The organism is Mesorhizobium sp. (assembly GCF_004963255.1).
GTDB lineage: Bacteria > Pseudomonadota > Alphaproteobacteria > Rhizobiales > Rhizobiaceae > Mesorhizobium.
Genome location: NZ_SUGA01000015.1, coordinates 86,358 through 99,217 on the forward strand (window position 1 = coordinate 86,358; position 12,860 = coordinate 99,217).

Here is a 12,860-nt window from a genome sequence, read left to right on the forward strand (position 1 = left end):
CGGCGTGACACCTGATCTCCCCCCTCGTGGGGGAGATGGCCGGCAGGACAGAGGGGGGCGCTGTCCCGCCAGCCTTCAAAGTCCAATGCAGTTCGCCGTGCTACATCGCCTTCTCGATCTGCCCGCGGATCTCGCCGTCCTTGTTCTTGGCGGTGTGGACGTTGACATAGTATTTGCCGGCCTCGAGGTCGGCCGCCTGCGCGTCGGTCAGCGTCGCCGATCCCTTGATCGGGCTCTTCAGCTTCTTGAACGGGATGACGGGGTCCGCATTCGCGCCCTTATCCGCCGGGCCGTGGATGTGAGCGGCCACGGCAGGCCCGCTGAGACCGGAATATTTGACGTTCCAGCTGAGCTTCTTGCTTGTCGTATCGAAGGTGAGAGTGGCGGTTCCCTTGCCCTTGGTGGTCACGGGCGGGCTCTGTTGGCTGCCGTCGAGCGTCGCCGTGAACTTCATCGTCTCGGCCATAGCCGGCGATGCGAGAAGGAAGGCGGTCGAAACGGCCAAAGCCGAAAGCATCGGCACGGATAGGATGCGCATGAAGACCTCCGTTGATTGCAGCATCCTTCGCGGCTCCCCCACGCGCGGATGCGCCAATCAACGGTTGGGCGGCCGGATGTATCCCGGCACACGATTATTTTACCGCGGCCATGAAAAAGGGGCGGTCGCCCGCCCCTTTCAGTATCGGTTGTAGAGACCCGAGCTTACTTGATCGCCTTGTCGGTGATTGCGGTCGTGTAGGCGCCGCTTGCCTCCTTGCTGATGATCTTCTGGTCGAGCAGCGCCTTGGCGGTGCGCTCGTAGGCGGCCGGGATCAGCTTGCCGTCGGCGTTGTCGACCAGCTTGGCCACTTCCTTCATCATGAACTTCTGGTGGTTCTCGTCCTGGCCGCCGGCGTCAACCACGATTTCCGCCGCCTCGTCGGTGTTCTCGGTAGCGTATTTCCAGCCCTTCATCGAGGCGCGCACGAAGCGCACCATCTTGTCCTCAAAGGCCGGATCCTTGAGCTTGTCCTCGAGCGTGTAGAGCCCGTCTTCCAGAAGGTCGTTGCCCATGGCCGAGTAGTTGAAGACGATCAGGTCCTCCGGCTTGTAGCCGGCGTCCAGCACCTGGCCGTATTCGTTGTAGGTCATGACCGAGATGCAGTCGGCCTGCTTCTGGATCAGCGGCTGCACGTCGAAGCTCTGCTTGAGCACGGTGACGCCGTCCGGCCCGCCATCGGTCTTGAGACCGATCTTGTTCATCCAGGCGTAGAACGGATATTCGTTCCCGAAGAACCAGACGCCCAGCGTATGGCCCTTGAAGTCGGCTTCGGTCTTGATCGGCCCGGCCTTGGGGCAGACCAGTTCCATGCCGGCCTTCTTGAACGGCTGGGCGATGTTGACCAGCCCCACGCCCTTGTCGCGGGCCGCGAGCGCGCCGCCCATCCAGTCGACGATGACGTCGGCGCCGCCGCCGGCGATCACCTGCTCGGGCGCGATATCCGGGCCGCCCGGCTTGATGTCGACGTCGAGGCCTTCGGCGTCATAGAAGCCCTTGGCCTTGGCGACATAATAGCCGGCGAACTGGGCCTGCGTGACCCATTTCAATTGCAGCGTCACCTTGTCGGCGGCCATCGCCTGGAAGGCGGCCAGCGACATGGCGCCGGCCAACGCGGAAATCAGCAGTCTTTTCATGTTTTTACCCTCTGAAGTTAGTGCCCAAACCCACCGCCCCTATCCACCTCGGACAGAGGGATGCCAAAACGTGACAGCTCTCTCGATGAGAGCGACCACGCCATAAAAGACCGAACCCGCCAGTGCTGCAACTGCGATTTCGGCCCACACCATGTCGATGTTCATCCGCCCGACTTCCGTCGAGATGCGGAATCCCATACCGACCACTGGTGTGCCGAAGAACTCCGCGACGATGGCGCCGATCAGCGCCAGCGTCGAGTTGATCTTCAGCGCATTGAAGATGAACGGCATTGCCGCCGGCAGCCTGAGCTTCAGCAAGGTCGGCCAATAGCCGGAAGCATAGGTGCGCATCAGGTCGCGTTCCATATGCCCCGAGGCGGCGAGACCCGCGACCGTGTTCACCAACATCGGGAAGAAGGTCATGATGATGACCACTGCGGCCTTGGACGGCCAGTCGAAGCCAAACCACATGACCATGATCGGCGCGACGCCGATGATCGGCAGCGCCGAAACCATGTTGCCGATCGGCAAGAGCCCGCGCCGCAGGAACGGCACGCGGTCGGCGAGGATGGCGACGGCGAAGCCGGCGAGATTGCCGGCGACATAGCCGATCAACACCGCCTTGAAGATCGTCTGCCGCACATCCGATCCCAGGATCGGCAGCGAGTTGGCGATGCGCGCGCCGATGGCGCTCGGCGGTGGCAAAAGGATGAAAGGGATGCCGGCCCCACGCGTCACCGCTTCCCAGATGATCAGGATCCAGGCGCCGAAGATCGCCGGGATGATCAGCCGCAGCGCGTTCCTTGCGACGCTTTGGCTCGGGCGCAATGAAGAGAGCAAGGCAACGCAGCGCCAGGCAAGCAGCCAGGCAGCGGCAAGCAACAGGAAATACGGCGCCAGCGCCGTGCCCTCGAAACCGGCTATGCCCTTGATCAGGAGCCAGGCGGCGGCATGGGCGCCGACGAAGAGGATGGTCGCCTCAACGATCGGCGTGAGCTTCACCATCGAGACAAGCGCCGCGATCAGCAGCAGCCCGATGATCAGGCCTTTTGCGCCCATATAGGGATAGGCAAGCGTTGCGGTCGGGTCCGCCAGCGCGGCTGCCTCCGGCTTCGTCATTGCGCCGAGAGCAAAGGCGATGAGGCACAGCGCTATCGCCACCACCGATTGCCAGGACGGTTTCAGCCAGGTCATGCCGGCCTCCCGCCCATGGCTCGGTCGACGAGTCGACCGGCGATGCCCACCGCCATCACCAGCAGCGCCGCGACGATGGAGCCGGCGACCAGCGCCGACCAGATATCGATGGTCTGGCTGTAGTAGGCGCCGGCGAGCAATTTCGCGCCGATGCCGGCGACGGCGCCCGTCGGCAATTCGCCGACGATCGCGCCGACAAGGCTTGCCGCCACAGCCACCTTCATCGAGGTGAACAGGAACGGCACCGAGGCCGGTACGCGCAGTTTCCAGAAGGTCTGCGAGGCGCTGGCATTGTAGGTGTGCATCAGGTCGAGATGCATGAGTTCGGGCGAGCGCAGGCCTTTCACCATGCCGACGGCGACCGGGAAGAACGACAGATAGGTCGAGATCAGCGCCTTGGGGATCAGTCCGGTAATGCCGATCGCCGCCAGCACCACGATGATCATCGGCGCCACCGCCAGGATCGGAATGGTCTGCGAGGCAATGATCCACGGCATCAGGCTGCGGTCGAGCGTCGCCACATGCACGATGCCGACCGCAATGACGATGCCGAGCGCCGTGCCGAAGGCAAAGCCGAGCAGCGTCGAGGACAGCGTCACCCAGGCATTGTAGACGAGGCTGCGGTTCGAGGTGACGGACCGCAGGAAGGTGTTCTCGAAGAAATTCACCGCCACCTGATGCGGCGCCGGCAGCGTCGGCTTCGGCTGCGACAGCGTCTTGCCGATGAACTCGACCGCGCCGGGCGTCTCATTGCCTCGCTGATCGAGATCGCGCTGGAAGGGCGCGTTGAGGATCACGGCAAACACGTACCAGAGCACGACCACGCCGGCGAGGATGGTGGTGACGGGAATGATCTTCGAGCGGAAACTATCCATGGATAGGCGCTCCCAAGACCAGCGCCAAGCGCTCCCGCATCGAGGAACGGGCATCGCCCTCGCGCTTCGTCATCCTAGGGCGGAGCAAGGAGCGTAGCGACGCAGCGCAGACCCTAGGATCCATTCCGTTACTTCTGCGCTCCGCAGCGGTGCAGAATAAAGCTCCCTGCGCCTTAACGCAGTTAGCGACCATTCTGCATCGTTTTGACCTCCCGGCCGAGATCACGGAATGGATCCTAGGGTCTGCGCTCCGCTTCGCGTCGCTCCGCCCTAGGATGACGAAGGCGTGGGGGGCCGTCCCCTCGCCCGGCCGCTGCGCGGCCACCCTCCCCCCGTGGGGGAGCGGAGGAAACTCGTCCGCCTCAATCATCATAGCTGTGCCCAGCCCTCAGCCCATCGCGCACCCGCGCGGCGATCGCCAGGAATTCCGGCGTCTCGCGAATGTCGAGCGGCCGCTCCTTCGGCAGCGTCGATTCGATGATGTCGGTGACGCGGCCGGGCCGCGGCGACATCACCACGATGCGGGTCGACAGATACACCGCCTCGGGGATCGAATGGGTGACGAAGCAGATCGTCTTGTTGGTCCGGCCCCAGAGATCGAGCAGTTGCTCGTTCAGATGGTCGCGCACGATCTCGTCCAGCGCACCGAACGGCTCGTCCATCAACAAAAGGTCCGCGTCGAAGGCCAAGGCGCGCGCGATCGAGGCGCGCTGCTGCATGCCGCCGGAAAGCTGCCAGGGATATTTCTTCTCGAAGCCAGAAAGATTGACCAGCGCCAGCGTCCGCTTGATGCGCTCCGCCTGCTCGGCCTGGCTGAGCCCGATGATCTCCAGCGGCAATCCCACATTGCGCTCGATCGTGCGCCATGGGAACAGGGCCGCCGCCTGGAAGACATAGCCGTAAGCGCGCTTCTCGCGCGCCTGCTCGGGCGTCATGCCGTTGACGGAGATGGTCCCGGATGTCGCCCTTTCCAGGTCGGCGATGACGCGCAGCAAGGTCGTCTTGCCGCAGCCGGACGGGCCGATGAAGGACACGAATTCGCCCTTGCCGATGGTCAGGTCGACATTGGACAGCGCCTGCACCGGACCGTCATTGGTCTGGAAGGTGAGGCCGAGCTTGCTTGCCGAAACGGCGGCTGGCGGCTTTTCGCTCATTGGCTGCAGCCTGCCTTTCGCAGCCGCTGCCGCGCCGTCCGCAATCCAGTTGATTTTATGATAGCGTTGCTTTCCACTCGTCCTGTCCCACCCGATCGACGCCGCCCGGAGCCTTGCCGATGTCGCCTAAACCCACCTGTCATCTCGTTCGCCCCGAAAGCACCTATCAGGGCAAGCAGGGGCTGAGCTATTTCGCCGGCATCGCCGCCGAGACCGTCGGCTCCTCCGGCATCTGCATGCATCTTCTCACCATGCCGCCCGGCGCCCGCGCCAAGGCGCATATGCATGAAAGCCACGAGACGGCCATCTACGTGCTCTCTGGCGAAGTCCACACCTGGTACGGCGACCGGCTCGAGCATCACGTCGTCGTCAAGGCCGGCGACCTCTTCTACATTCCGCCCGGCGTGCCGCATCTGCCGGCCAATCTGAGCGGGGCGCCGTCCTCCGCGGTGATCGCCCGCACCGATCCCAACGAACAGGAAAGCGTCGTCCTGCTGCCGGAACTGGATGGCCTGGTTGCCTGAGATGGAGGAAGAACCTCTCGCCGTCATTTGCACCGGGAGACTTCGCCCATCACATTGCCGTCCTCGTCGGCCACCACCAGCTTCTTCGCATTCTTCGCGCTGCGCTTGATGGTGAACTTGGTCGGCGCCTGCCCCTCTTCGCCCTCCGCCTCGCATTTTGCCGTCACCACCAGCGATCCGTCGGCCTGAGGCTGCTTGTCGCTGAAGGTGCAGGCGCTGGCCGCCGTGACCAGTTCCTTGTCGGTCAGAAGCAGCATCTTGTCGGCGGCGACTTCCTGGCCGTTTTTATTGATGCAGCCATATTTGTCGCCATAAGGTTTTGAGAGATCGATGCCGGCGGCCCATGCATGGCCGGCCGCAAGCACAAAGGCTGCGCCTAAGAATAGTCCCCCGCGCCGCATCTCAAACTCCCGTCGCCGGAATGCCGGTACGCTCCACTTTGCGTGGCGCGGAAATCTCTTTCCAGGTCGACAGCGCCCGGTTGACCGCGGCGTTCGGCTCACGCGCCACGAACTCGCCATGGCCGGCCCTGGCCTTGACGTCCGCCTCCTCGATCGAGAGCTCGCCACGCGAGAAGACGAAGCGCGGCAGGCCGGTCACCTCAAAGCCTTCGAAGACGTTGTAGTCGATCACCGACTGCTGCTTCTTGGCCGAGATCGTCTTCTTGCGCTTCGGGTCCCACACGATGATGTCGGCATCGGCGCCTTCGACGATGGCGCCCTTCTTCGGATACATGTTGAGGATTTTTGCGATGTTGGTCGAGGTCACCGCGACGAATTCGTTCATCGTCAGGCGGCCGGTGTTGACGCCGGTCGTCCACAAGACCGGCAAGCGATCCTCCAGGCCGCCGGTGCCGTTCGGAATCTTGGTGAAGTCGCCGATGCCGTTGCGCTTCTGCTTGGTGGTGAAAGAGCAGTGGTCGGTCGCCACCACCTGCAGCGAGCCGGCCTGCAGGCCGGCCCACAGCGAATCCTGGTGCCACTTGCTGCGGAAAGGCGGGCTCATCACCCGGCGCGCCGCATGGTCCCAGTCTTTGTTGAAATATTCGGTCTCGTCGAGCGTCAGGTGCTGGATCAGCGGCTCGCCGAACACCCGCATGCCTTTCTGCCGGGCACGGCGGATCGCCTCGTGGCTCTGCTCGCACGAGACATGCACGACATAGAGCGGCACGCCGGCCATGTCGGCAATCATGATGGCGCGGTTTGTCGCCTCGCCTTCCACTTCCGGCGGGCGCGAATAGGCGTGACCCTCGGGGCCGTTGTTGCCAGCGGCCAGAAGCTTTTGCGACAGCGCGGCCACCACATCGCCATTCTCGGCATGGACGAGCGGCAGCGCGCCGAGATCGGCGCAGCGCTGGAACGACGCGTACATCTCGTCGTCGTCGACCATCAGAGCGCCCTTATAGGCCATGAAGTGCTTGAACGAGGTGATGCCCCGGTCGACAACCGTCGCCATCTCGTCGAACACCTGCTTGCCCCACCAGGTGATCGCCATGTGGAAGGAATAGTCGCAGGACGCCTTCGAAGTCTTGTTGTCCCACATCTGCAGCGCTTCCAAGAGCGACTGCTGCGGCGCCGGCAGGCAGAAATCGACCACCATCGTCGTGCCGCCGGAAAGCGCCGCGCGGGTGCCGGATTCGAAATCGTCGGCCGAATAGGTGCCCATGAAGGGCATTTCGAGATGGGTGTGCGGATCGATGCCACCCGGCATGACATAGCAGCCGGTGGCGTCGAACTCGTGGTCGCCGTGCAGGTTGGAGCCGATGGCGACGATCTTGCCATGCTGCATCAGCACGTCGGCCTTCCACGTGCGGTCGGCCGTCACGATGGTGCCGTTCCTGATGACTTTGGTCATATCTGTTCCCCTGTTCTTTCGCGCTTCTTTGCGAGCGGCGTTGCGAGGTGATTTGGTCTAGTCGGTCATTCGACGATTCCCGCTGTCTCGACCACCGCGTGGAACAGCACGTCGGCGCCGGCCGCGGCCCATTCCTTGGAGATTTCCTCGGCCTCGTTGTGGCTGAGACCGCCCACGCAGGGGCACATGACCATGGTCGCGGGCGCGACCTTGGCAGCCCAGCAGGCATCGTGGCCCGCGCCCGAGATGATGTTCATGTGGCTGTAGCCCAGCTTTTCGGCGGCGGTGCGCACGCGGCCGACCAGCGTCGGATCGAAGGTTATCGGATCGAAATGGCCGACTGCCTCGACCGAGCACTTGACGCCGAGCGCCTCACAGATTTTCGGCGCTTCCTTCTCGATGCGGGCGCGCATGCCGTCGAGCTTCGCCTGGTCCGGCGAGCGGATGTCGACGGTGAAGACGACGGTGCCCGGCAAAACGTTGCGCGAATTGGGTGTAAACTTGACCTGTCCGACGCCGCCGACGGCGCCCGGCTGGTTCTCAATGGCCACCGTCTGCACCATCTCCAGGATACGGGCCATGGCAAGGCCGGCATTGACGCGCATGTTCATCGGCGTCGAGCCGGTATGCGCCTCCTTGCCGGTCAGCGTGAATTCCAGCCACCACAAGCCCTGGCAATGCGTCACAACGCCGATCTGCTTGTTCTCGGCCTCCAGGATTGGTCCCTGCTCGATGTGGTACTCGAAATAGGCATGCATCTTGCGCGCGCCGACCTTCTCGTCGCCGACCCAGCCGATCCGCTTCAGCTCGTCGCCGAAGGTCAGGCCGTCCAGATCCTTGCGGGCATAGGCGTAGTCCTGGGTGTGCACGCCGGCGAACACGCCGGAGGCAAGCATGGCCGGGGCGAAGCGCGCGCCCTCCTCATTGGTCCAGTTGGTGACGACGATCGGATGCTTCGTCTTGATGCCGAGATCGTTGAGCGAACGCACGACCTCGAGGCCCGAGAGCACGCCAAGCACACCGTCATACTTGCCGCCGGTGGGCTGGGTATCGAGGTGGGAACCGACATAGACCGGCAGCGCGTCCGGATCGGTGCCGGCGCGCGTCATGAACATGGTGCCCATCTGGTCGACGCCCATCGAGAGGCCGGCCTCGTCGCACCAGGACTTGAACAGCGCGCGGCCCTCTTTGTCGGAATCGGTAAGCGTCTGGCGATTGTTGCCGCCGGCGATGCCGGGGCCGATCTTCGCCATCTCCATTAGGGAGTCCCACAAACGGTCTGAATTGATTCGCAGATTCTCGCCGGGTGCGGCCATTTGCGGTTCCCATTTTCACCAGGGGTCTTGTCGCCCCTTGAGTGGTTTGCATCCTGACCGTATGGTCAGCTTTCAGACTACACAACCTGACCAACCGGTCAACGAGAATCTTGGGCCAGAATCTTGGGGAAGACATGACCGAAACCACCCGCCCCATGCGAAGACAGGACATAAGGCGGGAGAATGAAAAGGCCATTCTGCTTGCCGCCGAAAAGGTGTTCGCGGAGGCCGGGTTCGGCGGCGCCACGATGCAGCTGATCGCCGACCTGGCGGGGCTGCCAAAGGCAAATCTCCACTATTATTTCGCCACCAAGGAAGAACTCTACCGGTCCGTCGTCCAGAACATCTTCGAGATCTGGCTGCAGGCCGCCAATTGCTTCGATGTCGCGCGCGGACCGATAGACGGCATCAGCGCCTATATCGACGCCAAGATGGAAATATCACGCCGCCACCCCGATGGCTCGAAAGTCTGGGCCTCGGAAGTGATGCACGGCGCGCCGGTGCTTCAGGATTATATGGAATCGACGCTGCGCGAATGGACCGACGGCCGCGTCGCGATCGTCAGGCGCTGGATCGAGGAAGGCAAGATGGACCCGGTGGACCCGCGGCATCTGCTCTACATGCTCTGGGCCACCACCCAGCACTACGCCGATTTCGGCCACCAGATCGAGACGCTGAACGGCGGCAAGCCGCTCTCCGACCGGCAATGGCGGGAAGCCAAGGAGAACATCAAGCGGGTGATCCTGACCGGCATCGGCGCGCAGCCTGCCTGAATCGCACCGCTGTCGAGGCCGGCGCATGTCCGCCGACCTCGCCCAGCCCGCTTTACGGACACCCTCCCCTCGAGGGGAAGGATGTCCGCCCGGCTTCTTAGTCGATCGACCTCAGCACGTCCCTGACATGGTCGATCAGTTCGTTGATCTGGCCCTTGGTGATGATCAGCGGCGGCGACAGCGCGATGATGTCGCCGGTGGTGCGGATCAGCGCGCCGCGCTCGAAGGCCTTCACGAACGCCGAGAACGCCCGCTTGGTCGGGCTGCCGGCGATCGGCGCCAGCTCGATCGCGCCGATCAGGCCGATATTGCGGATGTCTATGACATGCGGCTCGCCCTTCAGCGAATGCAGCGCGTCTTCCCAGTAAGGCGCCAGCTCCTCGCCGCGGGTGAGCAGGCCCTCTTCCTTGTAGGTGTCCAGCGTGCCGAGCGCGGCGGCGCAGGCGATCGGATTGCCCGAATAGGTGTAGCCGTGGAAGAACTCGATCATATGCTCCGGGCCGGTCATGAAGGCGTCGTGGATCTCCTTCTTGACGAACACCGCGCCCATCGGGATGACGCCGTTGGAAACGCCCTTGGCTGTCGTCATGATATCCGGCGTGACGCCGAAATAGTCGGCCGCGAACGGCGCGCCGAGGCGGCCGAAACCGGTGATCACTTCATCGAAAATCAACAATATGCCGTGCTTCGTGCAGATTTCCCGAAGCTTCTGCAGATAGCCCTTCGGCGGCAGGATGACGCCGGTGGAGCCGGCGACGGGCTCGACGATGACGGCCGCGATGGTCGAAGCGTCATGCAGCGTGACGAGGCGCTCGAGCTCGTTGGCGAGTTCGGCGCCATGCTCCGGCACGCCCTTCGAGAAGGCGTTCTTCTCGGGCAGGTGCGTGTGCGGCAGATGGTCGACGCCGCCGAGCAGCGTGCCGAACATCTTGCGGTTGGTGACGATGCCGCCGACCGAGATGCCGCCGAAATTGACGCCGTGATAGCCGCGCTCGCGGCCGATCAGCCGGGTGCGCGAGCCCTCGCCCCTCGCGCGATGATAGGCGATCGCCATCTTGAGCGCGGTCTCGACGGATTCCGAACCGGAGTTGGTGAAGAAGACATGGTCCATGCCCTTCGGCGCGATGTCGACGAGGCGGTTCGCCAGCTCGAAGACAATGGGATGGCCCATCTGGAAGGCCGGCGCATAGTCGAGCTCGGCGGCCTGGTGCTGGATCGCCTCGGTGATCTTCGGCCGGCAGTGGCCGGCGTTCACGCACCACAGGCCAGCGGTGCCGTCGAGCACCTTGCGGCCGTCGCTGGTGGTGTAGTGCATGTCCTTGGCGGACACGAACATGCGCGGCGCCTGCTTGAACTGCCGGTTTGCCGTGAACGGCATCCAGAATGCGCTGAGATCGTTCGGCGTGACTTTCAGCCGGTTGGACATGACCAGGACTTCCCCTTGTAACCTGTTTCGGTGCGGCCAACGCTTGGTCTTTGCTGCGTTTTCATGCTACGCAAATTTTTGACCGGTTGGACAAACGTTAGCGCCGCCTGTCGGCGGTCAAAGGATTACTAGCGGAAATGCCGCATAAAAAGCGCGCTCCACAGCCCAAGGAAAAACTGGTCCAGAGAATTGGTCCAGATGGTCGGCGCGGCACCGCGCAAGGATGACGGACTCGATGGAAGGCTCCGCTCCCCGTCGCACCCGCATCCAGCAGGAAAAGCGCGAGCTCATCCTCGAAGCGGCGCTCGAGGTCTTCTCCGCCAACGGTTTTCGCGGCTCGACCATCGACCAGATCGCCGAAGCCGCCGGCATGTCGAAGCCGAACCTTCTCTATTACTTCCGCCGCAAGGAAGACATTCACGAGACATTGATGCAGCGCCTGCTCGACACCTGGCTGGCGCCTTTGCGCGAGCTGGACGACGTCGGCGACCCGCTGACGGAGCTCAGGAGCTATATCCGCAGGAAGCTGGAGATGGCGCGCGACTTCCCGCGTGAAAGCCGGCTCTTCGCCAACGAGATCCTGCAGGGTGCGCCACGCATCAAGCCGATGCTGGAAGGCGAGCTGAAGACGCTGGTCGACGAGAAAGCCGCCGTCATCAAGGGCTGGATGCGCGCCGGAAAGATCGCCCGCACCGATCCCTGGCACCTGATCTTCTCGATCTGGGCGACGACGCAGCACTATGCCGATTTCGACGTCCAGGTGCGCGCCGTGCTCGGCGCCGACCGCGGCGGCGACGGCCGCTTCGAGGACGCGGCGCGGTTCCTGGAGCAGTTGTTCCTGGATGGGCTGAAGCCGAAGGGATAGCGTCGACAAGATGCTAGCGGAGTGGGACCCCTCCGCCATCTGCTTGTTGCCGACCTTGGAGACTGGCCGAGGCGCCCATCACTTCGTCATCAACGGGCGGAGCGGGAGCGAAGCGACGCAGCGCAGACCCGAGTATCCATTCCGTTACGTGTGAGCGTTGGGGCGACGTAGAACGAGCTGTGTTCTGCGCCGTCTTTACTCTGCGCGCGATCTCACGGAATGGGTCCTCGGGTCTGCGCGTCCGCTTCGCTCCCGCTCCGCCCGTAGATGACGAAGTTGAGAGGCCGCTGCCAACAGCCTCAGGCGCTGCGCCGCTCGGCTGGAAGCTCGTCCAGCAGCTTCTTCAACTTCGCAACCGAGTTCTGCTCGGCCAGCGGCGTATAGACGATCAATCGCATGTCCGAACCGTCGTCGATCGACAGGCTCATATGCTCGAAGGTCATCGCGCCGGCGATCGGGTGGCGCAGGTGCTTCAAGCCGGAAAGCCGGTGCACGACATCGCGCTGCGGCCACCACTCGCGGAACTCCGGGCTCGAGCGCATCATCAGCGCGATCAGCCGCTCGAAATCCGGATCGCCGGTGTATTTCGCGCTCTCGGCGCGGAACGCGGCAAGGGTTGCGCGCGCCAGCTGTTCCCAGTCCACCAGAAGATGCCGCCGGTGCGGATCAGTGAAGACGCCGTGGAGGATGTTGCGGGCATCGCCCTCCAGCTGGCCATAATCGCCGAAAATGGCGACCGCCGCGTCATTCCAGGCCAGCACGTCCCAGCGCGGGCCGACGACATAGGCGGGCTGCAGCACCAGGCTCTGCAGCATGTGCAGCAGCGGTCCTTCGACCTTTGTCTGAACGATGCGCCGCCGCTCCGGCTGCTGGCGGCCGGCGAGCGTGAACAGATGGCGCTGCTCGGCGCCGTCGAGCCGCAGCGCCTGGCAGAGCGCCGACAGCACCTCGACCGAGGGCCGCACGTCCCTGCCCTGCTCAAGCCAGGTGTACCAGGTCGTGCCGACGCCGGCGATCATCGCCACTTCCTCGCGCCTTAAGCCCGGCGTGCGCCGCCGCGCGCCGCAAGCGATGCCGGCCGCATCGGGCGAAATCCTCTCGCGGCGCGAACGCAGGAAGGCGCCCAACTCGCGCCGGCGGTGATCTTCGGGGGAGTGGGTCGCGATATCCATGTGCCTATTATAGCAGTACTGATACCAGGATAA

The 12,860-nt window shown here is 63.8% G+C and carries 13 protein-coding genes; 3 read left to right on the plus strand and 10 right to left on the minus strand.

Annotated features, from left to right (window positions below; all coding sequences use genetic code 11):
- Positions 1-100: 100 nt before the first annotated feature.
- The 5 genes from E5X34_RS17405 to E5X34_RS17425 all read right to left on the minus strand — a co-directional run bounded on the left by E5X34_RS17405 (position 101) and on the right by E5X34_RS17425 (position 4,897).
- The gene (locus E5X34_RS17405) at positions 101-538 is read right to left on the minus strand and encodes a CHRD domain-containing protein (protein WP_292567229.1); all 438 of its coding nucleotides are present in this window, start codon (positions 536-538) and stop codon (positions 101-103) included.
- A gap of 164 nt (positions 539-702) precedes the next feature.
- Positions 703-1,674 carry an ABC transporter substrate-binding protein gene (locus tag E5X34_RS17410; RefSeq protein ID WP_042637338.1) on the minus strand — a complete coding sequence of 324 codons (972 nt, stop codon included), beginning with the start codon at positions 1,672-1,674 and terminating at the stop codon, positions 703-705.
- A 39-nt stretch (positions 1,675-1,713) separates the two neighbouring features.
- Positions 1,714-2,868, minus strand: a complete 1,155-nt coding sequence (locus E5X34_RS17415) for an ABC transporter permease (RefSeq protein WP_292567148.1) — start codon at positions 2,866-2,868, stop codon at positions 1,714-1,716.
- Positions 2,865-3,743 (minus strand): ABC transporter permease, encoded by an 879-nt coding sequence (locus E5X34_RS17420; protein WP_292567150.1) that lies wholly within the window; start codon positions 3,741-3,743, stop codon positions 2,865-2,867. The genes E5X34_RS17415 and E5X34_RS17420 overlap by 4 nt, the downstream gene beginning before the upstream one ends.
- 362 nt (positions 3,744-4,105) lie before the next feature.
- A complete protein-coding gene (locus tag E5X34_RS17425) occupies positions 4,106-4,897 on the minus strand; it encodes an ABC transporter ATP-binding protein (RefSeq protein WP_292567153.1) in 792 nt (263 codons plus the stop codon).
- A 113-nt stretch (positions 4,898-5,010) separates the two neighbouring features.
- On the opposite strand from E5X34_RS17425, the gene E5X34_RS17430 reads away from it, so the two are divergent.
- On the plus strand, positions 5,011-5,421 hold the full coding sequence (locus tag E5X34_RS17430) for a cupin domain-containing protein (protein WP_292567156.1): 411 nt from the start codon (positions 5,011-5,013) through the stop codon (positions 5,419-5,421).
- A 23-nt stretch (positions 5,422-5,444) separates the two neighbouring features.
- On the opposite strand, the gene E5X34_RS17435 is transcribed toward E5X34_RS17430, so the two are convergent.
- From E5X34_RS17435 to E5X34_RS17445, 3 genes are all read right to left on the minus strand, one after another.
- Complete coding sequence (locus E5X34_RS17435) at positions 5,445-5,822, minus strand: hypothetical protein (protein ID WP_366664884.1); 378 nt, start codon at positions 5,820-5,822, stop codon at positions 5,445-5,447.
- Between the two features lies 1 nt (position 5,823).
- The gene (gene hydA / locus E5X34_RS17440; protein ID WP_292567161.1) at positions 5,824-7,275 is read right to left on the minus strand and encodes a dihydropyrimidinase; all 1,452 of its coding nucleotides are present in this window, start codon (positions 7,273-7,275) and stop codon (positions 5,824-5,826) included.
- A gap of 65 nt (positions 7,276-7,340) precedes the next feature.
- Positions 7,341-8,591, minus strand: a complete 1,251-nt coding sequence (locus E5X34_RS17445; protein ID WP_292567165.1) for a Zn-dependent hydrolase — start codon at positions 8,589-8,591, stop codon at positions 7,341-7,343.
- 134 nt (positions 8,592-8,725) lie between these two features.
- Between E5X34_RS17445 and E5X34_RS17450 the strand changes: the two genes are divergently transcribed.
- Positions 8,726-9,364 (plus strand): TetR/AcrR family transcriptional regulator, encoded by a 639-nt coding sequence (locus tag E5X34_RS17450; protein WP_292567168.1) that lies wholly within the window; start codon positions 8,726-8,728, stop codon positions 9,362-9,364.
- Between the two features lie 97 nt (positions 9,365-9,461).
- On the opposite strand, the gene E5X34_RS17455 is transcribed toward E5X34_RS17450, so the two are convergent.
- Positions 9,462-10,790 carry an aspartate aminotransferase family protein gene (locus E5X34_RS17455; protein ID WP_292567170.1) on the minus strand — a complete coding sequence of 443 codons (1,329 nt, stop codon included), beginning with the start codon at positions 10,788-10,790 and terminating at the stop codon, positions 9,462-9,464.
- Positions 10,791-11,025: 235 nt separating this feature from the next.
- Here E5X34_RS17455 and E5X34_RS17460 point away from each other — a divergent pair, with 235 nt between their 5' ends.
- Positions 11,026-11,655 carry a TetR family transcriptional regulator C-terminal domain-containing protein gene (locus tag E5X34_RS17460; protein ID WP_042637345.1) on the plus strand — a complete coding sequence of 210 codons (630 nt, stop codon included), beginning with the start codon at positions 11,026-11,028 and terminating at the stop codon, positions 11,653-11,655.
- A gap of 299 nt (positions 11,656-11,954) precedes the next feature.
- Here E5X34_RS17460 and E5X34_RS17465 read toward each other — a convergent pair whose 3' ends face one another.
- Positions 11,955-12,827 carry a helix-turn-helix transcriptional regulator gene (locus E5X34_RS17465; protein WP_292567172.1) on the minus strand — a complete coding sequence of 291 codons (873 nt, stop codon included), beginning with the start codon at positions 12,825-12,827 and terminating at the stop codon, positions 11,955-11,957.
- Between the last annotated feature and the right edge of the window lie 33 nt (positions 12,828-12,860).